Raw genomic sequence first — 23,364 nt, 5'->3', positions numbered from 1 at the left:
ATCGAGCCGACTTGCCGCATTATCCGGCGTGGCAGGTGTAAAATTAACCGACAGTTGACGCCTCGCTTTTAGTATTGTGCGGAAATGGTCCGGCTGTTCAAACATTATGTCCCCTATGCGGTCGTCTGGCTTGCGCTGATCGAGTTTTGCGCGCTGCTGGGGGCGGCCGAGGGGGCGTGGCATCTTTACGCCTGGCAATCCGGGTTCGACGCCGGGCCGTTGGGCGAGCGCGCGTTGCCGGTTGCGACCTTTGCCGTCGCCAACTCGCTGGCGATGATGGCGACGGGGATGTACGGCAACGAGGGGCTGCGCTCGATGCGTTTTGCGACCGCGCGCCTGCTGGCCGCCATCTCGCTCGGCGTGATTTTTCTGGCGGTGCTGGGCTTCCTGTTGCCGACCGCGACGCTTTGGCGCGCGAACAGCCTTTATGCGATGGGAATCGCCATCGGCGCGCTGTTCCTGATCCGGCTTGCGCTCACCCAGTCGGCGGGCGCCGACGCCTTTCGCCGCCGCATCCTGGTGCTGGGCGCCGGGCCGCGCGCGGCGCGGCTTGCCGCGCTCGCCAACGCGCCGGGAAGCGGCCTCGACATTGTCGGTTTCGTCGCGATGAGTGCGACCGAGACGGCGGTGCCGCACGCGATACCGCGGCAACAGATTGCGAGCCTTGCCGATCATGTCGTCGCACTCGGCGCCGGCGAAGTCGTCCTGGCGCTGGAGGAACGGCGCAAGGCGCTGCCGCTCGCCGACCTGCTGCGCGTCAAGACGACGGGGGTGCATGTCAACGACATTGCCAGTTTCATCGAACGCGAGACGGGGCGCGTCGACCTGGCCACTACCAACCCCAGCGGGCTGATCTTTTCCGACGGTTTTTCGGCGGGACAGCGGATTTCCAGGGTCGGCAAGCGATTGTTCGACATTGCCGCCAGCCTGATCGTGCTGGTGATCGGCCTGCCGTTGATGATCGTCGCGGCGATCGCGGTAAAGCTCGACAGCCGCGGGCCGGTTCTTTACCGCCAGCCGCGTGTCGGGCTGTTCGGCCAGCCTTATGACATTCTGAAGATCCGGTCGATGCGAACCGACGCCGAAGCCGAGGGCAAGGCGGTCTGGGCGAGCGCGAACGATCCCCGGATCACGCGCGTCGGGCGGGTCATCCGCACGCTGCGCATCGACGAACTGCCGCAGCTGTGGTGCGTGCTGAAGGGCGACATGAGCTTTGTCGGGCCGCGCCCTGAACGGCCGAGCTTCGTCGCCGAGCTTGAACAGGCGCTGCCCTATTATGCCGAACGGCACATGGTAAAGCCGGGGCTGACCGGCTGGGCGCAGATCAACTACCCCTATGGCGCGTCGGTCGACGATGCGCGCGTGAAGCTGGAATATGACCTGTATTACGCCAAAAACTATTCGCCCTTCCTGGACCTGTTGATCCTGCTCCAGACGGTGCGCGTCGTGCTGTGGCCCGAGGGTGCGCGATAACCGTGGCGGCGCTGGACGGACTTTCCCAGATGCTGTCGGGCCTGGCGTTCGCGGGCTTCGCCTGCGTCGCGCTGTGGCTTTTCCTGCGGCCGCGTGTGCGCATGGCGGCGCTGATCCCCGCGCCGCGCCTGCTCGCGCTGGCCGCTGGATCGAGCGCGCTATGGGCGGCGGCAATGATGGCTTTTACGCCCGGTGCGCCGCAGGCGGTGCTGGTGCAGGCGCTGCGCGATCTTGCGATGCTCGCCTGGCTCGGCACGACCTTCTGGCCACCGGACGCGCCGATGTCGCGGCCGCTGCGACTGATCCTGACGATGCTCTGGACCATCTGTGTGCTGACCCTGCTGCTGGGTGCGGCCGCCTTTTGGCGCGGCGGCGCCGCGGCCGAACCCTGGATGGGGCCGACGCTGACCTTCGCCGCGATGGTCGTGGCGACCGGCGGGTTGGTCATCGTCGATGCCGGGACACGTCACGGAGCGAGGCTGAGGATGCCGGTGATGGCCGTGGCCGGCGGCTTTGCGATGCTCTGGGCCTATCAGCTCAATGTCGAGCTGATCGGCGCGCTGACCGGAAAAAAGGCATCGACGCTGATCGCGCTGATTCCGGCGGTCGCGCTGCTGACGATCCCAACCTATGTCGTCGCGGCGATGGACGTCGGGCGCGAGCGAATGCGCTTGTCGCGGCCCGCGGCGACGCGCACGCTGGTTCTGCTTGGCGTCGCCGCCTATCTGATCCTGATCGCGCTGACCGTCGCAATCGCGCGCGCCGCCGGGGGCGATTATGCCGAACTGGCGCAGGCGATTTCGCTGATCGCGCTGCTTGGCGCAGCAGCGCTGATGATTGCTTCGGCGCGGTCGCGCGCGTGGCTGTCGGTAATGATATCGAAGCATTTTTTCGAACATCGTTACGATTATCGGGCCGAATGGATGCGCTTTACCGCGACGCTGGCGCAGGGCGCCCAAGGACATGGGGACGGGGACGATCGCAACCTTTACCGCCGCGTTGCAAGGGCGCTTGCCGAGCTGACGGGCAGCCCCGGCGCACTGCTGATGACGCCTGGCGCCGGGGGCGGGTTTCGGATCGCCGAGCAATGGCACTGGCCGGGAGACATCGCCGAGGATGCGACGCTGTCGCTGCGCTCGGCCTTCATGCTCCAGGAAACGCAACATATCGTTGAACTCGACGCCGAACGGCGCGGGCCGGAGGGACAGGATCTCGCGATCCCCGCCTGGCTGCTCGCCGACAATCGCGCCTGGGTGGCCGTGCCCCTGCTGCATTTCCAGCGGATGATCGCGATCGCCGTGCTTCACCGCCCCGCGGTTTCGCGCGCGCTCGACTGGGAAGACCTCGACGTGCTGCGCATCGCGGGGCAGCAGGCGGCAAGCTATATCGCCGAATCGCAGAGCCAGCAGGCGCTGTCCGAAGCGCGGCGCTTCGACGAGTTCAACCGCCGCTTCGCCTTCATCATGCACGACATCAAGAATCTCGCGAGCCAGATCGGGCTGCTCGCGCGCAACGCCGAGCGGCACGCGGACAATCCGGCCTTTCGCGCCGACATGACACAGACGCTGAAGATTTCGGCAGGGCGATTGTCCGACCTGCTCGTCCGCCTGGCGCCGCGTGGACGCGGCTCCTCGGCAGAGCCGGGGCGGGTGCTGATCGAACCGATATTGAAGGAGGTCGCCGCCGAAGCGCGGCCGCGCCGCGAACTGTTCGTCGGATGCCAGGCTGGCCTTGCCGCGTGGGCCGACCCTGACTCGCTGCGCCGGATCGTCGGGCACCTCGTCGCCAATGCGATCGACGCCTCCAACGCCGATCTGCCGGTGCAGGTCGTCGCGGTCGTCGAACGGGGGCGCGTTCGCATCGACGTGATCGACCAGGGATGCGGCATGACGCGCGAGTTCATTCGCGACGAACTGTTCAAGCCCTTTGCTTCGACAAAGGACAATGGATTCGGGCTGGGAGCGTTCGAAGCGTTGCAGTTGGTCGAGGCGATGAACGGCGCCATCGAGGTGGTGAGCGAACCCGGCAAGGGCAGCAATTTCACGCTGTGGCTGCCGCTTGCCGACGCACATGACGGCGCGGCGATGGATGCGCAGATGATGAAAGCGGGACGCACATGAACGACGCGGTGGCGGCCAAGCGCAAATTGCTGGTGGTCGAGGACGATCCGGGGCTGCAGACCCAGCTCAGATGGGCCTATGACGATTATGAGGTATTCGTCGCGGGCGATCATGACGCGGCGATCGAACTGCTTCGCGCCGAGGAACCCGATGTCGTCACGCTTGATCTGGGCTTGCCGCCCGACCCCGACGGCACGCGCGAGGGGTTCCGCACCCTGAAAACCATCGTGGAGGCTAAGCCCGACACCAAGGTGATCGTGGTGTCGGGACATGGCGAGCGCGCGAGCGCGCTGACCGCGATTGCCAGCGGGGCCTGGGATTTTTATCAAAAGCCGATCGACATCGACGCATTGGGGTTGATTGTCGCGCGCGCCTTTCATGTCCGCGATCTGGAGGTGGAGAATGCGCGGCTGGCAGGGCAGGGCGCCAACGATAATCGCGTTCTCGGCGCGATGATTACGGGGGCACCCGAAATGCGGAAGGTCGCGCGCACGATCGAGCGCGTCGCCAACCTCGACGTCAGCGTGATGCTGCTCGGCGCGAGCGGGACCGGCAAGGAATTGCTGGCGCGCGGGCTGCACGAGGCGAGCGGACGGCGCGATGGCGCATTCGTCGCGATCAACTGCGCCGCGATCCCGGAAAACCTGCTCGAAAGCGAATTGTTCGGGCACGAAAAGGGGGCGTTCACCGGCGCGGTCAAGACGACCGAGGGCAAGATCGAGCTGGCACACGGCGGCACGCTGTTCCTCGACGAAGTCGGCGACATTCCATTGCCCTTGCAGGTCAAGCTGTTGCGTTTCTTGCAGGAGCGGACGATCGAGCGGATCGGCGGACGCAAGCCGATTGCCGTCGATACCCGCATCGTCTGTGCGACGCACCGCGACCTTGACGCGATGATCGCGCAGCAAAGCTTTCGCGACGATCTTTATTACCGGCTCGCCGAGATGGTGGTCAGGATTCCCTCGCTCGCCGAACGGCCGGGCGACGCTGTGCTGCTCGCGCGGCACTTTCTTCACCAATATGCGCCCGAAATGAACCCCGGCGTGCGCGGCTTTGCGCCCGACGCGCTGCAGGCGATCGACGAGGCCCGCTGGCCGGGCAATGTCCGCGAGCTGGAAAATCGGATCAAGCGCGCGGTCATTATGGCCGACGGCAAGCTGGTGACGCGCGACGACCTCGATATGGCCAGCGCCGCGGAGGAAGGCGATGAAGCGTGGCTGAACCTGCGCAGCGCACGCGAGGCGGCCGATCGCGTCGCCATCCGCCGCGCGATGACGCAGAGCGAAGGCAATATCTCGCATGCGGCGAAACTGCTCGGGATCAGCCGCCCGACGCTTTACGACCTGCTCAAGCAATATCGGATGCAGGGCTGAATGGGGACCGGAGCTATTCTTTCCCTCCGTTGTGCTGAACCTGTTTCCGCATCCGTCACCCTGGCTTTTGCGTGGCGCCGAGCCAGCGGAAAAGCCGGGCCATGGACGTTGAAACATGTTCAGGGTGACGAGCGATGAGAGGCCCGCTGTTCGGGGCGTTGCTCGCGGCTGTTCTGGGCGCGTGCGACGGTGCGGGCATCGACACGCCGCGCCACGCCGATGAACAGCGCCGCGCCTCGCTGCAAGCGGCGATTGCCGACGATCCGCATGACATAGCGCACCGCGTCGCGTTCGCGCGGGTTGCGATCCGGCTGGGCGACGGCATTGGCGCCGAAGCGGCGGTGAAGGGCGCGCTCGCGGTGGGGGCGAATGCGGCGGCGCTGCGCCCGCTGCTCGCGCGCGCTTATGCCTTGCAGGGCGACGGGCGGCGCGCGCTTGCGGCGCTCGACGCGGGGCCGATCATTCCCGAAATGATGGGCGAGGCCGCGTGGGTCGCGGGCGACGTCCACCTTGCGAACGGGAATCTTGAGGCGGCGCGCGACGCCTATGACCGCGCGGTGCATGAGTTGCCGCGCAGCTCCGCGCTGTGGGTCGATGTCGCGCGCTTTCGCGACGCCAGCGCCGATACGCGCGGCGCGCGCGATGCCGTCGACTATGCGATCGAACTCGATGCGGCGAACAGCGCCGCACTGGCCTACAAGGCCAATCTGGTGCGGAGGGCCGAAGGGCTGGGCGCGGCGCTGGGCTGGTACGACCGGGCGCTCGCCGTCGATCCCGACAATGCGACTGCGCTGATCGACCAGGCGGCGACGCTTGGCGACCTCGGTCGCTATCGCGACATGTTGACGGCGTTGCGCCGCGCGGCGCAGATCGTCCCGCGCGAGCCGCGGATATATTATCTCCAGGCTGTGCTCGCGGCGCGCGCGGGAAATTATCCGCTCGCGCGCAGCCTGCTGCAACGCACGCGCGGCGCGCTCGACGCCGAGCCGGGGTTCATGCTGCTGAGCGCCGTAACTGAACTCGAACTGGGCGGTGAGGCGATCGCGGCGAGCTGGGCCGAGCGGCTGCTCATCGATCAGCCGCATAATTTCACCGCGCGGCGCCTGTTGGGAGCAGCCGAATGGGCGGGGGGCGATGCCGAGGCAGCACTGGCGGCGCTGCGTCCGATCGTCGCGCGGCCCGATGCCGATAGCTGGTCGCTGCTGCTTGCGGCGCGCGCGGCGGCCGATCAGGGGCGTGATATCGAATCGGCCGATTATCAGGCACGCGCCGCGACGCTGGCACGCGGCGAGGCGGTGCCCTTTGCCGTCGATGGCGATTACACCCTTTTGACGATGGCCGCCGACGCCGCTCCGCTCGATCCGGCCAAGGCGATTCCGGCGATCTCGGCGGACATGGCGCGAGGCAATGCTGCGCGGGCAATCGAACGCGCGATCCGGCTGCGCGATGCCAATCCGGGCGTCGCCGACGCGCATATTCTGCTCGGCGATGCCGCGCTGGCTAGCGGGCGCTATGCGCTGGCGGTCGAGGCATATCGCGCCGCGCGCGACCTGGACGCGGGCGAGCGGACCACCTTGCGCCTCGCGAATGCGCTCTACCGCGCCGGTGACGCGGCGGGGTCGGGCGCGGCAATCATGGCGCTGCGCGACCGCCAGCCATCAAGCATCGCCGCCGACCGGATCGCGGGCCATCTGGCGATGGACCTTGGGCATTGGGACGCAGCGATCACGCATTTTGAACGCGTGCGCCGCCGGATCGGCGACCGCGACGTCGTGATCCTGCGCGAGTTGGCACGCGCGTGGGCCGCCAAGGGCGACGACGCGCGCGCGCTGCCGCTGATCGACCGCGCCTATCGCCTGCAGCCGCTGAACGCGGGCATCATGGCATTTTACGCCGCGCTGCTGGATCGGCGGGGAAAGCGGCAGGCGGCGGCGGACTTGCGCGACAAGGCGGCGCAGATCGGGCAGTAGCGGGCGTGAGGCCGGTGTCGACCGCAAGCGGTCATGGCGGCCCTCTCCCCTTCAGCGAAGTTGTGTCGGGACTCGCGGGTCCCCCTCTTCAAGCTTGGTCAACTCCTGGCGAAGCAAGCTGCGCTATCCTCTCCCCTGGGGGGAAAGGGCTACGGCCGCTCCCCCCGGAAAAACGGTCGAAAGGATCAGGCCTCGGTCAAATCCAGCAAGCTTCGCGCATCAAGGCCGATGCGCCGCATCTGCTGCGCGACCGGGGGCCACACATTTGTCAGGAAATCTTCGCGCATCAGATCGCGCAGGCGATCGGTCGCTCCGTCGGCGACGAACATGCCGACGCCGCGTTTCACCGTAACCAGCCCTTCGTCCTGAAAGGTCTGATACGCCTTGGCGACCGTGAGCGGATTGGCACCCTCGTCAGCGGCGAGGCTGCGCACCGATGGCAGCATGTCGCCGTCGCGATAGGTGCCGTCGAGGATTGCGTTGGCAATCACGTCGCGCAGGCGCTGATAAACGGGTTTCGGTTGATCGAGCATGGCGACTTAATGCCATAAGACAGCAGCACAGTCAAATGCCACTTATTTCGCATTGTGCCGTGACGACGACATTAAATGTCCCAGCTGCGAACAACATCGTCATATTCGGGCCGCGGGCGTTCGGACAGCGCGGCGCTTGGGGTGCCGAGGAAAAAATAGCCGACGATCGTGTCACCCTCGCCCGCGCCGAATGCTGCGGCGACGTCGGGGCTGTAGGCGGCCCAGCCGGTGAGCCAGCTGCCGACGAAACCGTACGCGTGTGCGGCGTGGAGCAGGTTCATGCCGACCGCGCCCGCCGACATCTGTTGTTCCCACACCGGAATCTTGGCGTCCTTGACCGGCGTGGAGAGGAGGACGAGCAGGGTCGGCGCCTGATGCGCGAACTGGTCGAGCGCCGAGAGATCCATACCGGCAGCGCCGGGATTTTCCTTGATCCATGCTTGCTTGAGCAGCGCGGCGAAGGCGGCGCGCTGATCGTCTGCGACGGTGACGATCCGCCAGGGCGCCAGCTTGCCATGGTCGGGCGTGCGGAGCGCCAGCGCGATGATGCGGCGAAGCTGCGCCGCGTCGGGGCCGGGCGCCACCATGTCGCGGGCCTTGCCCGAACGGCGGGTCGCGAGATGGGCGAGGAGCGAGGAGGTGTCGTTGAACATGGCCGCCATGTGGCCTTTTGCGCCGCGATGCGCAAGTGTTGCGAACGGTTCGCAACATTGTCCGTCCCGATCGCGATGGTTTCGCGCGCAATTAGATTCTTCCCATACGCAATTTTTGCGTTAGTGTTACCGCCATCTGCCCCGTTTCCGGGGCCAACATCATATCCAGGGAAGGGTCGCCATGACCAAAGCCTATGCCCAGCACGGGGATGCCGCCGGGACGTTCCTCGGCCACCCGAAGGGGCTTTTCGTCCTCTTTTTCGCCGAAATGTGGGAGCGTTTTTCCTATTACGGGATGCGCGCGCTGCTGATTTTCTACCTGACGAAGCACTGGCTGTTTTCGGACAGTGAATCGGGCGTCATCTACGGCGCTTACACGGCGCTCGTCTATATAACGCCAGTGCTTGGCGGCTATCTGGCCGACAAATGGCTGGGGCAGCGCAAGGCGGTGCTCTATGGCGCAATATTGCTGACCTTCGGTCATTTCATCATGGGGTTCGAAGGCGACGGCGGGCAGGATCCCGCCAGCCTCAACATCTTCTGGCTGGCGCTCGCCTTCATCATCGTCGGTTCGGGTTTCCTCAAGGCCAATATCTCGGTGATCGTCGGCCAGCTCTATCCGCGCACCGACGTGCGCCGCGACGGGGCCTATACGATCTTCTATATGGGCATCAATCTTGGCGCCTTCCTCGGTTCGCTGCTCTGTGGCTATCTCGGTGAAACCTATGGCTGGGCCTATGGGTTTGGCGCCGCGGGCTTCGGGATGCTGCTGGGCCTGATCGTCTTTATCTGGGGCAAGCCACTGCTCCTCGGCCGCGGCGAAGCGCCCGATCCGGCGAAGCTTGCCGCACCGGTGATGGGTATCAAGCTCGAATGGCTGCTCTACATCGTCGGCATTGTCGCCGTCGGCGTCTGCTGGTGGATGGTGCAGAATCAGGCGGTTGTCGGCACCTTGCTCGGCGTTGCGGGGGCGATCCTCGTCGCCTATGTCATCTTCACCGCGGTGGTGAAGCTGCCGTCGGAAGATCGCGACCGCATCTTTGCCGCGATGTTCCTGATCCTGGGTTCGATCCTGTTCTGGGCGCTGTTCGAGCAGGCGGGGTCGTCGCTCAACCTGTTCACCGATCGCTATGTCGACCGTGCCGGAGTGCCCGCATCGGTGTTCCAGTCGCTCAACGCCGGTTATATCGTCCTGCTGGCGCCGCTGTTCGCGGCGCTCTGGACGTGGCTGGGCCGCCGCAACATGGAACCGTCGGCGCCCGCGAAGTTCGGCCTTGCGATGCTCCAGCTCGGCCTCGGCTTCCTCGTCCTCAAATGGGGCGCCGAAGCGGTCGGCATGGGCAACGCCACCCCGGTTCTGTTCATCTTCCTCATCTATCTGCTCCACACGACCGGCGAACTCTGCCTGTCGCCTGTCGGGCTCAGCGCGATGAACCGGCTGGCGCCCGCGCACATGGCGAGCCTGATTATGGGGACGTGGTTCTTCGCCTCTGCAACGGGCAATTTCGCCGCGGGCCTGATTGCCGCGGCGACGGGTTCCGAAAGGGCGAGTGGCGAAGGCGCGGGCAAGGCGCTGGTGCTCGACGTCTATCAGACGATCGGCCTGTGGGCGATCGGCTTTGGCGTGCTGGTGATCGTCGTATCGCCGCTGATCAGGAAGCTGATGCACCTCGACACGCTGCGCGACGCCGATGAACTGGCGGGCAGCAAGGAACTGGCCGAGCCGCAGGCCGCAGGCGTCCATCCCGAACCCAAGGGGGTGTAATCCATGAGGACTGGCGTGAAAGGCGGCCTGCTGGCTGCGGTATCGCTGGCGCTCGTCGGCTGTGCGGCGACAGGCAAGACAACGGCGTCGGCGGGGGACAAACCCGCCGCCAGCGCCGACAAACCGGTGAAGTTTGACAAGAACCCCTATCCGTCGACCTATACGCCCTATCCGGGGCGGCCGACGGCGGTGCGCGGGGTGACGATCTTTGACGGCGAGGGCGGGCGGATCGACGATGGCGTCGTGCTGTTCGCGAGCGGCAAGGTCGAAGCGGTGGGCGGCGCCGACACTTTGGTCCCGGCGGGTTACGATGTGATCGACGGCAGCGGCAAGTTCGTCACGCCGGGTATCATCGACATTCACAGCCACCTTGGCGACTATCCTTCGCCCGGCGTCGATGCGCATGATGACGGCAATGAGGCGACGTCGCCGACGACGCCCGAAGTCTGGTCCGAACATAGCGTCTGGCCGCAGGATCCGGGGTTCAGCCGCGCACTGGCGAACGGCGGCGTCACCGCGCTGCAAATCCTGCCGGGCAGCGCGAACCTGATGGGCGGGCGGTCGATCACGCTCAAGAATGTGCCCTCGCGCACGGTGCAGGGGATGAAGTTCCCGGGCGCGCCCTATGGCCTGAAAATGGCGTGCGGCGAGAATCCGAAGCGCGTCTATGGCGGCAAGGGGCGGATGCCTTCGACCCGCATGGGCAATTTCGCGGTCAACCGCCAGACCTGGGCAAAGGCAGCCGCGTACAAAAAGAAAATGGACGAAGGCAAGGCGGTGGACCGCGACCTGGCGATGGAAACGCTTGCGGGGGTGCTGGCGGGCGAAATCCTGATCCACAATCACTGCTACCGCGCCGACGAAATGGCGCTGGTGATCGATATGTCAAAGGAGTTTGGTTACAAGGTTTCGACCTTTCACCACGCGGTCGAAAGCTACAAGATTGCCGATCTGCTCGCGAAAGAGGGCATTTGTTCGGCGATGTGGGCCGACTGGTGGGGCTTCAAGATGGAAGCCTATGACAGCGTGAACGAAAATGTCCCGCTGGTTCACAAGGCGGGCGCCTGCGCGATCGTCCATTCCGATGATGCGAACCAGATCCAGCGGCTGAACCAGGAAGCGGCGAAGGCGCTGAAGGCCGGACGCCGCATGGGCATCGACGTCAGCGACGCGGTGGCGTGGAGCTGGCTGTCGTATAACCCGGCCAAGGCGCTGGGCATTTCCGAACAGACGGGCAGCCTGAAAGTCGGAAAAATGGCCGACGTCGTGCTGTGGAACGGCAATCCGTTCAGCGCCTATACCCGCCCTGAAAAAGTGTGGATCGACGGCGCGCTGATGTTCGACGCGATGGACCCGAAACGTCGTCCGGTGAGCGATTTCGAACTGGGGCAGCCGGGTGAGGGAGATGTGAAATGATGCGCACGCTTCTCCTTTCGGCGGCGGCGTTGATCGCGCTTCCCGCCGCCGCCCAGGACATCGCCATCACCAACGCCAGGCTCGTCATCGGCGACGGCAGCGCACCGATCGAGGGCGGCACTGTTGTCGTGCGCGGCGGCAAAGTCGTCGCGGCGGGTGCCGGCGTCGCGGTGCCTGCGGGCATCGAGCGCGTCGATGCCGAGGGGCGTTATGTGACGCCGGGCATCGTCGCGGCGTTCAGCCGCGTCGGGCTGGTCGAGGTCGATGCGGTCAGCGGCACCAACGACCGTTCGGCGCCGCGCACGCGCTTTTCCGCGGGGCTCGACATTGCGCCTGCACTGAACCCGATGGGGTCGCCCGTCGCGGTCAACCGCGCGTCGGGGGTGACGCGCGCCATCGTCGTGCCGGGCGGCAGCAGCAATTTGTTCGCCGGGCAGGGCGCGGTCGTCGATCTGGCCGACGACATGGATATGGTCACCAAGCCGCGGGCTTTGCAATTTGTGGCGTTTGGCGAGGACGGATCGGCAAAGGCGGGCGGCAGCCGCGCGGCGACCTTCCTGCTCTTCCGCGAACAATTGCTGGCGGCGCGCAGCTATGCCCGCAATCCCGAGGCACTCGCCGAATGGGGAAACGACGCGATGCTCCAGCGCGCCGATGTCGAGGCGCTGGTGCGCGTGATCAACGGCACGACGCCGCTGTTCGTGCGCGTCGACCGCGCCGCGGATATCGTCAATGTGCTGAAACTGAAGGGCGAGTTTCCGGCGATGAAGCTGGTGCTCGTCGGCGTCACCGACGGCTGGCTCGTCGCGCGCGAGATCGCCGCAGCGAAGGTGCCCGTGCTCGTCTCGCCGCTGAGCGATCTGCCCGACAGTTTCGAAAGGCTGGCGGCGACGCAATCGAACGCCGGGCGGCTGAAGGCCGCGGGGGTCGATGTATCGGTCGGCGTGTTCGACGACGACGATGCGCACAAGATGGGGTATGCGACGCAATATGCGGGCAATCTCGTGGGGCTGACGCGCCTTCCCGGTGCAAGCGGGATGACGTGGGACCAGGCCTTTGCCGCGATCAGCAGCGCGCCCGCGCGGGCGGCGGGCATGGACGGCAGCATCGGATCGTTGCGTCCCGGCCGGGCGGGCGATGTCGTGATCTGGGACGACGACCCGCTCGAACTGGGCAGCCGACCCGTCGCGATCTGGATCGACGGCAAGGCCCAGTCGCTGACCACGCGGCAGGACCGCCTGCGCGATCGTTATGCGACGCCGCAGGAGGGCGCGCTGCCGAAGGCGTATGACAGATAGCTATTGGTTTCGTCATCCCGGCCTCCGCCGGGGTGGCGTGTTGGGGCATATATATAGCTCATTGTCCGACACCATGTTGACGATGTTATCTTTGTCGTCCAAGATGTTGTCACTGCAAACATCGCGACTCGCCTGAAGGATCAGCGGTCGAAGACGCGAACGGATTAACGACCAGCCAGGGTGTCCGCCATGCAACCGATGTCGCTGCTGATTACCACCTGCGTCCTGTTCGTCGGCACCCATTTGCTGCTGTCGCATCCGCTGCGCGCGGGGCTGGCGAGCCGGTTGGGCGAGCGGGGGTTCCAGATCGTCTATTCGATCGTTGCGATCGCGACCTTCATCCTGGTGGTGCAGGCGTGGCGCGGGATGCCGCCCGAGCCGCCGCTGTGGGCGGTCGGCGATGGCCTGTGGATCCTGGCGTCGATGATCGTGCTGTTCGCGAGCATCTTGTTCGTGGGATCGCTGGTCGGCAATCCCGCGCTGGCGGCGCCGGGTGCCGAAAAGGCCGCCGCCGCGGCGCCGCGCGGCGTGTTCGCGATTACGCGGCATCCGATGATGTGGGGCTTTGCCTTGTGGGCGCTGGCGCATGTCATGGTGATGCCGACGCCGGGGCAGATTATATTGTCGGCGATGATCGCCTTCCTCGCACTTGCCGGATCGGCGGGGCAGGACGTCAAGAAGGCGCGGCTGATGGGCGACGCGTGGCGCGGCTGGGCGGCACGGACGAGCTTCATTCCCTTTGCGCGGCAGCTTGGCGGCGCCGCGCCGTGGAGCGACGCCATGCCGCGCGCGCACGCGCTGCTGGGCGGGTTCGTCGTCTGGCTTGCGGCGAGCTGGGCGCACGGGGCGCTCGGCTATATGGTCGCCGGGATCTGGCGCTGGGTGGAATAGTTTTTCCTGCCAGACACGGGGCGTTGCAGGTCCGCCGTGGGGTGGCGACGGGACGTGGCGGGGGTTTAGGCTCATCCCCTTCAGCGAAGGGTCCTTCGTTTCCGGTTATGGCCGCTTCCGGCCGGAAGCAGTCAAAGCCGCACCATCCGCATTCCCTGTTCGCCATAGCGCGGGCCGCTCGTGCCTCCCCTGGGCGCGGCGGCGTCGATCGCCGCGAGGTCGGCGGCGGTCAGCGTGATGTCGGCGGCGCCAATGCTGTCCTCCATCGTCGCGCGGCGCTTGGTGCCGGGGATGGGGACAATGTCCTTGCCCTGCGCGAGCAGCCAGGCGAGCGCGACCTGCGCCTTTGACGCGCCATGCTTGGCGGCGACCGCGCCGATCGCATCGACGATCGCGAGGTTGGCAGGGAGGTTTTCGTCCGAATAGCGGGGATCGTTCCTCCGCCAGTCATGGTCGGGTAGATCATCGCGGCTGCGCACCGCGCCCGCGAGGAAGCCGCGCCCAAGCGGCGAATAGGGCACGAAGCCGATGCCATGTTCGCGGCAGACGGGCAGGATGTCGTCCTCCACCTCTCGCTCCCAGATTGAATACTCGCTTTGCAACGCGGTGATCGGCGCGGCCGCGGCGGCACGGCGCAGCGTTTCGGGACCGGCTTCCGAAAGCGCGATGTGACGGACCTTGCCTTCTTTCACCAGCTCCATCATCCCGCCGACGGTTTCCTCGATCGGCACGTCGGGGTCGACGCGGTGCTGGTAAAAAAGGTCGATTGTGTCGATGCCGAGCCGCCGAAGCGAGCCTTCACAACTTTTGCGCGCATTTTCGGGCGATCCATCGACACCGGTGATCTGCTTGCCCTCGAACCGGAAACCGAACTTCGTCGCGATGACCAGTCCGTCGCGCTTGCCCTTGATCGCCTGGCCCAGCAGCTCCTCGTTGCTGAACGGGCCATAGATTTGCGCGGTATCGAAAAAGGTGACGCCAAGGTCGATCGCACGGTGGATGGTGCGCGTCGATTCGTCGAGATCCGCCGCCTCGCCATAAAGGATGTTGCCCCCCCTGATCATCGGCATGCAACCGATGCCGATGGCGGAAACGGCGAGGCCGTGGCCCAGCGTGCGATATTTCATGGCCTTTCTCCTGTGGGCGGGTGCGCGTCTTCGCCAGCGGCGAAGCGGGTCGCGGTGACATCGGCGACGACATTGCCGACGGTGCGGAATATGTCGGGGAAAGTTTCCACCGCGACAAGCAGGCCGAGCGGGGCGACGGGCACGCCCATCGCGGTGGCGATGGGTGCGATCGAGGTGACGAAGCTGATCGACCCTGGCAGGCTGACCGCGCTCAACGCCGCGCCGACTGCAACCGCGAGTCCGGCCGCCATTTCCCATGGTGTCAATTCGAGCCCGAAGAGCGTCGCCACGTAAATGACCACCGCGAGGTTCATGGCTGTGCTGGTGAAGCGAAACAGCGCAACCGCGAGCGGCAGGACGACATCGGCCTTCTTTGGATCGACGCCGAGGTCTTCCGACGCCTTAAGCATCGCGGGCAGGCTGGCGAGCGAGCTTTGCGTGCTGATCGCCACGGCAAGGGTCGGCACCATCGCGGGTATGAAACGGGTAAGGGGGATGCGCACGACGAACAGGGCAAGCAGCAATGCGAGGATGATGCAGGCGACGCCGATGCCGGAGACGATGAGCACATAATGGACAAGCCCGCCGAACGCCGCGAGTCCGGCCTTGACGGCGAGCGCGTATCCCAGCGCAAAAACACCGAGCGGCGCAAGCGCGAGCACCCAGCCGATGACGATGAGCATCGCGTCGCCAAGCGCCTTGAACAGCCCCGACAATGTTGCGCGCTGGACGGGTTCGAGGCGGGTGATGGCGAAAGCGAAGACGGTGGTAAAGACGATAAGCGGCAGGATCGCCGTTTCGGCCGCCGCTGCGATCGGATTGGTCGGCACGAGACCCAGGATGAAATCCGAAAAGGTCGGCGATGGCGGCGTCTCGCCACCGCCGCCAAGTCCGTCGCGCAGCGCCGCCGCCGCGGCGGGAGACAGCGGGAACAGGCGGAGCAGCAGCGGCGTCAGCGCGAGCGACATCAGCCCGGAGAGGATGATTGCGGCGAGGAAGGTCATCACCGCGCGGCTGGCGAGATGCCCCGCGCGCGCCGCGTCGGCGGTCGCTGTGATTCCGGTGATGAGCAGCGCAACGACCAGCGGCACGATCGTCATCTTGAGCGCGTTGAGCCAGAGAAGACCCACGGGTTCGACAAAGGCGAGCGACGCGGTCGCGGCGCCGGGCGCGGCAATGTCGACGCCGATCCCCAGAAACATTCCGGCGACGAGCGCCGAAAGGATGAACCAGGCGGATTTCAAGACGGATTCTCCCCACGCTTCGTTGTGGTCAGCTTGCCAAGCAATTGAGCGTGACTTAGAGCAGCTTGCAGACGAAACGGGAACCGGTTTTTGGGCCGGACATTGCCCCCATGGGGCCGCGGCGTCACAGGACGCCGTGCCGGGGCGCGGATCGAGCAACAGAGGTGGCATGCGCACATTTTTCGGAACCGACGGGATTCGCGGGCTGACAAACAAGGCCCCGATGACCGCCGAAGTCGCGATGCGCGTCGGCATGGCGGCGGGCGCGCATTTCCTGCGCGGTGACCACAAGCATCGCGTCGTGATCGGCAAGGATACGCGGCTGTCGGGCTATATGCTTGAAAATGCGCTCGTCGCGGGCTTTACGAGCGTCGGTATGGATGTGGTGCAGGTCGGTCCGATGCCGACCCCGGCGATCGCAATGCTGACACGCTCGATGCGCGCCGACCTGGGCGTGATGATCTCGGCGAGCCACAACCCCTATCATGATAACGGCATCAAGCTGTTCGGTCCCGACGGATACAAGCTCTCCGACGCCGACGAGGCGGCGATCGAAAGATTGCTGGACAAATCGCCGCGGCTCGCCGACGCCGCGCATATCGGGCGCGCCAAGCGGATCGACGACGCGCGCGGACGCTATATCCACGCGGTGAAGCAGAGCTTGCCGCAAACGGTGCGCCTCGACGGGCTGCGTATCGTGCTCGATTGCGCGAACGGCGCCGCCTATAACAGTGCGCCGACGGTATTCTGGGAACTGGGCGCCGACGTGGTCGCGATCGGGGTGAACCCGAACGGTGTTAACATTAACGACAAATGCGGATCGACCGCACCCGCGCTGCTTCAGGAAACGGTCGTCGCGAGCGGCGCCGACATCGGCATTGCCCTGGACGGCGACGCCGACCGGCTGATCGTGGTCGACGAAAAGGGGGCGATCGTCGATGGCGACCAGATCATGGCGTTGATCGGTGCAAGCTGGGCGCGGCAGGGACGGCTGAAGGGCGGCGGCGTCGTTGCGACGGTGATGTCGAACCTGGGGCTTGAACGCTTTCTGAATGGGCGGGGGCTGCGGCTGGAACGCACCAAGGTCGGCGATCGCTATGTGCTCGAACGGATGAAGGAGGGCGGCTTTAACGTCGGCGGCGAACAGTCGGGACATATGATCCTGTCGGATCATGCGACGACGGGCGACGGCACGCTGGCGGCGCTCCAGCTGCTGGCCGAGCTCGTCGTGGCACAGCGGCCGGCGAGCGAATTGTTGCACCAGTTCGACGCCGTGCCGCAGCTGTTGAAGAATGTCCGCTTCGCAGGGGGAAAGCCGCTCGACGACAAGCACGTCATAGCCGCCATTGCCGAGGGAGAGGCGGCGCTGAACGGCCGCGGGCGCCTCGTCATCCGGCCTTCCGGCACCGAGCCGCTGATCCGCGTGATGGCCGAGGGCGACGATGCGGGCGAGGTCGAGCGCGTCGTCGACATGATCTGCGACGCCGTCCGCGCCGCGGCGACCTGATGTATATTATCCCTCCATTCGCCCTGGGCTTGTCGAAGGGCCGTTCGTCGTTCCGCGTCCAAAGAAAATGCGGTGTTTCGACAAGCTCGGCCCAAACGGATTTTGAAGGATGTTTTGAGTATGCTTGAAATGCGACCCGATTGCGAACGCTGCGGACGCGATTTGCCCGCCGACATCCACGGCGCCTTCATCTGCTCGTTCGAATGCACCTTTTGCGCGAACTGCGCCGATCAGCTCGACGAACGCTGCCCCAATTGCGGCGGCGACCTGCTCGACCGTCCGCTGCGCGAAGGCGCGGCGCTGGCGAAGTTTCCGGCGTCGACCGAGCGGCGGCATCCGGGGGCACGGGGTTAGGTGGCGACCACCGCGCGCGTCCTCATCATCGCCGGATCGGACAGCGGCGGCGGCGCGGGGATTCAGGCCGACGTCAAGGCGGTGACCATGCTCGGCGGGCACGCGATGACCGCGATCACCGCGATCACCGCTCAGAACACGCTGGGCGTGCAGGGCGTGCATCCGGTGCCGAGCGACATGGTGCTGGCGCAGATCGACAGCGTCGTGGCCGACATCGGTGTTGACGCTGTCAAGATCGGCATGATCGGCGGCGCCGAAACCGCGGCGGCGGTGGCGGAGCGTCTTTCGCGCCCCGACCTGGCCGATGCGGCGCTGGTGTTCGACCCGGTTATGGTCGCGACGAGCGGATCGGTGCTTGCCGACGCGACGACGATCGGCGCCTTCCATGCGCTGCTGCGGCGCGCAATGGTCGCGACGCCGAACCTGTCCGAACTTGAAGCGCTGGGCGGCGAGGAGGCGGTGCTTGCGCACGGCTGCTCGCTGCTCGTCAAGGGAGGCCACGCCGAGGGCGAAACGGTGACCGACCGGCTGCTTGAAGCGAGCGAGGGCGAGGTCGCGCGCTGGGAGGCGCCGCGGATCGACACGCCGCACAGCCACGGCACCGGCTGCACGCTCGCGAGCGCGATTGCGACCGGGCTTGCGCAGGGAATGCCGCTCGAACCCGCCATCGCGCGCGCGCGCGATTTCGTGCGGCTCGCGCTGCTCGATGCGCCGGGACTGGGGCAGGGGCATGGTCCGATGGGGCAGCAGATGGTGCGCAACGACGGGCTGTTCACCGGGCCGGCGATCAACCAGATCACGCTGCCAGCGCGGGACTATGCCGCATCGGTTGCATTCTACAAACAACTCGGGCTGACGCAGATCGTCGATAGCCCCGACAATGGTTACGCGCGGTTCGAGGCGGCGAACGGGGTCACCCTGTCGGTCCATGTCGGCGATGGCAAGGCGGGCGGCGCGGTGGCCTGTCTGGAGAGCGGCGCGCTCGATGCGTGGGTCGCCTATCTGGCGCGGCGCGGGGTAAGGTTCGACCAGATGCCGAAGGACCAGGATTGGGGCTGGCGCGAGGCGCGGCTGACCGATCCGGCGGGCAACGGGCTGTGCCTGTATCAAGCGGGTGAATATCGAAGGTATCCGCCGTGGCGGATATAGCTGTCGCCTACCCCGAGCTGGCCCGGCTGTGTCCGGCAACGTCCACACGCGCGCATGGCAAGCGTCACGTCGGCGGGCATCGCGACTTCGGCCAAAGGCCGATCTCTATCGCGGTCGCCCGCCAGGGTAGTCGAAGGGCTCGATGCGAACGGGTTTTGAAACCCGGCTTGCCGTGGTGGCGGACATGATCGTCGGTGTCGATGAAGCCGGGCGCGGCCCGCTTGCGGGGCCGGTGGTCGCGGCGGCGGTGCTGCTTTGTGAAGAAGGTATCGCCGGGCTGGATGATTCCAAAAAACTGTCCGCCAAACGCCGCATTGCGTTGGAAGCCGAAATCCGGGCGCGCTGCCGCTGGGGCATCGGCGAGGCCAGCGTTGCCGAAATTGACAGCGTTAACATTTTGCAGGCGACCTTTCTCGCGATGACGCGCGCGGTCGAAGCGCTGGAGATCGATCCCGACGAAATCCTGGTCGACGGCAACCGGCTGCCCCGCTGGCGCTACAAGGCGCGCGCGATTGTGGGCGGCGACGCACTGCATCCCTGCATTTCGGCGGCCAGCATCCTGGCCAAGCAGCATCGCGACCGCCTGATGATCGCGGCGGCGCGCGATTATCCGGCCTTTGGATGGGAGAGCAACATGGGCTATGGTACGGCGCAGCATCTGGCGGCGCTGCGCCAATATGGGCCGACGCCGCACCACCGGTTCAGTTTTGCCCCGGTCGCGCAATTGCAACTGGTCTGACCGCCCGCAGCCTGAGAGGGAAAGGCGATGAGCAGGGGATTTTCCGCCGACGATGTCGGGCCGCAAATCGGACGGCGCTTTCTGGTCACCGGCGCCAATGCCGGCATCGGGTTCGAGGTCGTACGCACGCTGGCCGCGCGCGGCGCGCATGTTGTGCTCGCATGCCGTGATGCGGAAAAGGCCGCAGCCGCAATGGCGCGAATCCGCGGCGATCTGCCCAATGCCGAACTGTCGTTCCAGCCGCTCGACCTCGCCGATCTCGACCAGGTGAGGGACGCAGCCGCGGCGGTGCTCGCGGGGCCGCGGATCGACGTGCTGGTCAACAATGCCGGCGTGATGATTCCGCCGCGGACGCTGACGAAGCAGGGTTACGAACTGCAATTCGGGGTCAATCATCTTGGCCCCTTCGCCTTCACCGGACTGGTGCATCGCCATGTCGACGACCGCATCGTCATCACCGGCAGTATCGCGCACAAAAGCGGCGAGATGGATTACAGCGACCTGTCGGCGGCGCGCAGCTATCACAACTGGGCGCGCTATCAGATGAGCAAGCTGGCGAACCTGCTGCATATGTTCGAGCTCGACCGGCGGCTGGGCGCCGCGGGGCGGGCGACGCAGGCGATCGGATGTCATCCCGGCGTCGCACTTACCGAATTGCAGCGGCATCTGCCGTTGCCGCTCCGCTACATGACGCCGCTCGCCGCGCCCTTTTTCAACAGCGCGGCGCAGGGGGCGTGGCCGACCTTGCAAGCCGCCACGGGCGCGCATGTGCAGGGCGGGGATTATCTGGGGCCGCAGGGACTGGGCGAAGTGACGGGGTGGTCGGGCCCGGCGCGCGCCAGTCGCGCGGCGCGCGATCCGAAACTGGCGCGCGAACTGTGGGAACGGTCGATCGATCTGACCGGGGTGGATCCGGGGATATGATGGTCCGACCCTTTCCCCCTGAAGGGGAGGGGCCTTATTTTTTCACCGGTGAGTCCTTCCCGCCACACCACCAGAGGTTGAGTCTCTGCGTCGCGGCGGACTCCATATGTCGTGGGGGACTCGTTTCGTTCCTGCCGCGTTAACCATTAGGACACCGGGAATCCCTAGAATCCCTGGCTTGACGGCGGACTCTGCCGGACTCATCAGGGGCTTCTTTCGATCGCAGAGCGGGGTGACTTATGGGTGTGATGGAACGGGTGAAGGCGCCGGCAACGAAGCAGCGGATGCCCAGGGTTGCCCCCGCGGACCTGCCGCTCGACAGCATCCTGCAGGGCGATTGCGTCGAGATGATGCGCCGTCTGCCTGCGGCGTCGGTCGACATGATCTTTGCCGATCCGCCCTATAATCTTCAGCTTGGCGGCGACCTGGTCCGCCCCGACGGCAGCCAGGTCGATGCGGTCGACGATGATTGGGACAAGTTCGACAGCCTGGCGACCTATGACCGCTTCACCCATGCGTGGCTGAAGGAAGCGAAGCGCATTCTGAAACCCGGCGGCAGCATCTGGGTGATCGGCAGCTATCACAATATCTTCCGCGTCGGCGCGGCGTTGCAGGATCAAGGCTATTGGATCCTCAACGACATCGTGTGGCGCAAGGCGAACCCGATGCCCAACTTCAAGGGCACGCGCTTTACCAACGCGCATGAAACGCTGATCTGGGCGTCGATGGGCGAGAAGGCGCGCTATACCTTCAATTATCGCGCGATGAAGACGCTCAACGACGAACTTCAGATGCGCAGCGACTGGCTGATCCCGATCTGCGGCGGGCAGGAACGGCTCAAGAAGGACGGGCACAAGGTCCACCCGACGCAAAAGCCCGAGGCGCTTCTCTATCGTATCCTGCTCGCCTGCTCCAATCCCGGCGACGTGATCCTCGATCCTTTCTTCGGCACCGGCACGACGGGCGCCGTCGCCAAGCGGCTGGGGCGCCACTACATCGGCATCGAGCGCGAGAATGACTATATCGCCGCCGCAAAGGAGCGCATCGAGATGGCGCTGCCGCTCGACGAAAGCGCGGTGAAGACGATGATGGCGCCCAAGACGGCGACGCGCGTTGCCTTCGGCACGCTGGTCGAATGCGGCATGATCGCGCCGGGAACCGTGCTGACCGACGTCAAGCGGCGCTGGAAGGCCAGCGTCCGCGTCGACGGCAGCCTCGATTGCGAAGGTCAGGCGCCGGGGTCGATCCACAAGGTCGGCGCACTTGTGCAGGGCGCGCCGAGCTGCAACGGCTGGACGTTCTGGCATGTCGATACCGGCAAGGAACTGCGCGTGATCGACGCGGTGCGGCAGGACTGGCTGCTGGCGAACGAGGCGTAAGAATATTCGACAAGCGTTGAGCGGGAGAACCCCTTGTTCCCGCGAAGGCGGGAGCACGGGCCGTTTTTCGGCCAAAGGCATAAGGAAAACCGATGTTCCAGCCGCTGACCAAAGCCGATCTCGGCAAAAGCGGGGAGGCCGCGCGCATCTATTGCCGCCCCACCTGCTTCATCGATCGCCCGCACGAGCTGGACGAGGGCGCGCTGCGCATCGCCGACACGATGGTCTGGTTCGCGGCGTGGCAGGTCAGCCTGCGCGACAATGATGTGGTCAAATCAGCGGTCGTGCCCGTCGCCGAACTCGACGGCTGGATCGCCGCGATGCCCGACCGGCTGGGTGAAGCGGCAAAAGCGCAGCGCGCGGGCGTCACCCGGCCGCGCGGCACTCTCCAGCTCGGCGAACGCACCATCCGGTTGGGCGAACCCCAGCTGATGGGCATTTTGAACGTCACCCCCGACAGCTTTTCCGACGGCGGCAAGCATATCGATGCCGCGGCGGCGATCGACGCGGGCTTCGCAATGGGCGCGGCGGGGGCGGCGATCATCGACGTGGGCGGGGAATCGACGCGACCCGGCGCGCCGCTTGTCTGGGAAGGCGACGAAATCCAGCGGATCGAGGGCGTCGTTTCGGCGCTGGCGAAAGGCGGCGTTGCGGTGTCGATCGACACGCGCAAGGCGGCAGTGATGGAGGCGGCGCTCGCGGCGGGGGCAAGCATCGTCAACGATATTTCGGCGCTGCGCTATGACGACCGCGCGATAGAGGTGGTGGTGCAGGCGGGCTGCCCGGTGGTGCTGATGCACGCTCCGTCGGCGACGAGCGATCCGCATCAGGGCGGGACTTATGCGCACGCCCTGTTCGACGTCTATGACATGCTCGCCGAGCGCCTAGCCGCGTGCAAGGCGGCGGGGGTCGACCCGGCGAAGATCATCGTCGATCCGGGGATCGGGTTCGGCAAGGGCGTCGGCGACAATCTGACGCTTGTGAACGGCCTTGCGCTGTTCCACACGCTCGGCTGTCCGATCCTGTTCGGCGCGAGCCGCAAGCGATTGATCGGCGCGCTCGACAACGAAGCGGCGGCCGACCAGCGGCTCGGCGGGACGGTCGCGCTGCACTATCATGCCGCGGCGCAGGGCGCGCAGTTGCTGCGCGTGCATGATATTGCCGAGAACCGGCAAGCGCTGCGAATGTGGCGCGGGCTGCGCGACGCGGCGCTCACCGGTTGAGTCGGTCGCTGTCGGCGATGCCGACGGCGTTCAGCCGCTTGCGGGCGCGATTGACTCGCAATTGCCGCACATGAACTTAAGCGTTCGGCATTATTGGGCGTTGGCGACAACGAGCACTGCCGACGCGCGATTGGCGGCGGTGGTCCGCCTGAGCTTGCATGCGGATGCAGCCGACCGCGGGGCGCTGGGCCACCCTGCAATCCGGTGCCATAGGATAAGGGAACCG

Annotated in this window: 19 protein-coding genes; 15 read left to right on the top strand and 4 right to left on the bottom strand. The window is 66.0% G+C overall.

The annotated features are described in order from the left end of the window. Positions 1-84: 84 nt before the first annotated feature. From HUW43_RS08935 to HUW43_RS08920, 4 genes are all read left to right on the top strand, one after another. Positions 85-1,473, top strand: a complete 1,389-nt coding sequence (locus HUW43_RS08935; RefSeq protein ID WP_188237074.1) for a TIGR03013 family XrtA/PEP-CTERM system glycosyltransferase — start codon at positions 85-87, stop codon at positions 1,471-1,473. 2 nt (positions 1,474-1,475) lie between these two features. Then, complete coding sequence (gene prsK, locus HUW43_RS08930) at positions 1,476-3,593, top strand: XrtA/PEP-CTERM system histidine kinase PrsK (protein WP_188237073.1); 2,118 nt, start codon at positions 1,476-1,478, stop codon at positions 3,591-3,593. Further along, positions 3,590-4,966: a PEP-CTERM-box response regulator transcription factor gene (gene prsR, locus HUW43_RS08925; protein WP_188237072.1), complete on the top strand. Its 1,377-nt coding sequence runs from the start codon at positions 3,590-3,592 to the stop codon at positions 4,964-4,966. The genes prsK and prsR overlap by 4 nt, the downstream gene beginning before the upstream one ends. A 134-nt stretch (positions 4,967-5,100) precedes the next feature. Then, positions 5,101-6,936 carry a tetratricopeptide repeat protein gene (locus HUW43_RS08920; protein WP_188237071.1) on the top strand — a complete coding sequence of 612 codons (1,836 nt, stop codon included), beginning with the start codon at positions 5,101-5,103 and terminating at the stop codon, positions 6,934-6,936. A gap of 185 nt (positions 6,937-7,121) precedes the next feature. Here the strand turns inward: HUW43_RS08920 and HUW43_RS08915 are convergent, their stop codons facing one another. Beyond that, positions 7,122-7,469 (bottom strand): GntR family transcriptional regulator, encoded by a 348-nt coding sequence (locus HUW43_RS08915; RefSeq protein ID WP_120219486.1) that lies wholly within the window; start codon positions 7,467-7,469, stop codon positions 7,122-7,124. A gap of 71 nt (positions 7,470-7,540) precedes the next feature. Further along, positions 7,541-8,122, bottom strand: a complete 582-nt coding sequence (locus HUW43_RS08910) for a nitroreductase (RefSeq protein ID WP_188237226.1) — start codon at positions 8,120-8,122, stop codon at positions 7,541-7,543. A gap of 181 nt (positions 8,123-8,303) precedes the next feature. Between HUW43_RS08910 and HUW43_RS08905 the strand changes: the two genes are divergently transcribed. The 4 genes from HUW43_RS08905 to HUW43_RS08890 all read left to right on the top strand — a co-directional run bounded on the left by HUW43_RS08905 (position 8,304) and on the right by HUW43_RS08890 (position 13,492). Next, positions 8,304-9,887 (top strand): peptide MFS transporter, encoded by a 1,584-nt coding sequence (locus HUW43_RS08905; RefSeq protein ID WP_188237070.1) that lies wholly within the window; start codon positions 8,304-8,306, stop codon positions 9,885-9,887. Positions 9,888-9,890: 3 nt separating this feature from the next. Further along, the gene (locus HUW43_RS08900; RefSeq protein ID WP_188237069.1) at positions 9,891-11,303 is read left to right on the top strand and encodes an amidohydrolase; all 1,413 of its coding nucleotides are present in this window, start codon (positions 9,891-9,893) and stop codon (positions 11,301-11,303) included. Beyond that, positions 11,300-12,601: an amidohydrolase family protein gene (locus tag HUW43_RS08895; protein WP_188237068.1), complete on the top strand. Its 1,302-nt coding sequence runs from the start codon at positions 11,300-11,302 to the stop codon at positions 12,599-12,601. The genes HUW43_RS08900 and HUW43_RS08895 overlap by 4 nt, the downstream gene beginning before the upstream one ends. A gap of 189 nt (positions 12,602-12,790) precedes the next feature. Beyond that, positions 12,791-13,492: an NnrU family protein gene (locus HUW43_RS08890; RefSeq protein ID WP_188237067.1), complete on the top strand. Its 702-nt coding sequence runs from the start codon at positions 12,791-12,793 to the stop codon at positions 13,490-13,492. A gap of 131 nt (positions 13,493-13,623) precedes the next feature. Here the strand turns inward: HUW43_RS08890 and HUW43_RS08885 are convergent, their stop codons facing one another. Together HUW43_RS08885 and HUW43_RS08880 are read right to left on the bottom strand one after the other, a co-directional pair. Beyond that, positions 13,624-14,619, bottom strand: a complete 996-nt coding sequence (locus HUW43_RS08885; protein ID WP_188237066.1) for an aldo/keto reductase — start codon at positions 14,617-14,619, stop codon at positions 13,624-13,626. After that, positions 14,616-15,863, bottom strand: coding sequence for a dicarboxylate/amino acid:cation symporter (locus HUW43_RS08880; RefSeq protein WP_188237065.1), 1,248 nt, complete (start codon positions 15,861-15,863; stop codon positions 14,616-14,618). Before HUW43_RS08880 ends, HUW43_RS08885 begins: the two co-directional genes overlap by 4 nt. Before the next feature lie 169 nt (positions 15,864-16,032). On the opposite strand from HUW43_RS08880, the gene glmM reads away from it, so the two are divergent. The 7 genes from glmM to folP all read left to right on the top strand — a co-directional run bounded on the left by glmM (position 16,033) and on the right by folP (position 23,138). Beyond that, positions 16,033-17,370 (top strand): phosphoglucosamine mutase, encoded by a 1,338-nt coding sequence (gene glmM / locus HUW43_RS08875; protein WP_188237064.1) that lies wholly within the window; start codon positions 16,033-16,035, stop codon positions 17,368-17,370. Between the two features lie 120 nt (positions 17,371-17,490). After that, positions 17,491-17,724 carry a DUF1272 domain-containing protein gene (locus HUW43_RS08870; protein WP_188237063.1) on the top strand — a complete coding sequence of 78 codons (234 nt, stop codon included), beginning with the start codon at positions 17,491-17,493 and terminating at the stop codon, positions 17,722-17,724. Continuing rightward, complete coding sequence (gene thiD / locus HUW43_RS08865; RefSeq protein WP_188237062.1) at positions 17,725-18,873, top strand: bifunctional hydroxymethylpyrimidine kinase/phosphomethylpyrimidine kinase; 1,149 nt, start codon at positions 17,725-17,727, stop codon at positions 18,871-18,873. Positions 18,874-19,015: 142 nt separating this feature from the next. Further along, positions 19,016-19,612, top strand: a complete 597-nt coding sequence (locus HUW43_RS08860; RefSeq protein WP_223181399.1) for a ribonuclease HII — start codon at positions 19,016-19,018, stop codon at positions 19,610-19,612. A 27-nt stretch (positions 19,613-19,639) separates the two neighbouring features. Further along, the gene (locus HUW43_RS08855) at positions 19,640-20,536 is read left to right on the top strand and encodes an oxidoreductase (RefSeq protein WP_188237061.1); all 897 of its coding nucleotides are present in this window, start codon (positions 19,640-19,642) and stop codon (positions 20,534-20,536) included. A gap of 239 nt (positions 20,537-20,775) precedes the next feature. Further along, positions 20,776-21,915, top strand: a complete 1,140-nt coding sequence (locus HUW43_RS08850; protein ID WP_188237060.1) for a site-specific DNA-methyltransferase — start codon at positions 20,776-20,778, stop codon at positions 21,913-21,915. Positions 21,916-22,007: 92 nt separating this feature from the next. Next, positions 22,008-23,138: a dihydropteroate synthase gene (gene folP / locus HUW43_RS08845; protein WP_188237059.1), complete on the top strand. Its 1,131-nt coding sequence runs from the start codon at positions 22,008-22,010 to the stop codon at positions 23,136-23,138. Positions 23,139-23,364 lie beyond the last annotated feature (226 nt).

Origin of the sequence: Sphingopyxis sp. LK2115 (assembly GCF_014595975.1) — a bacterium.
GTDB lineage: Bacteria > Pseudomonadota > Alphaproteobacteria > Sphingomonadales > Sphingomonadaceae > Sphingopyxis.
This window is presented reverse-complemented; position numbering and strand designations above follow the sequence as displayed.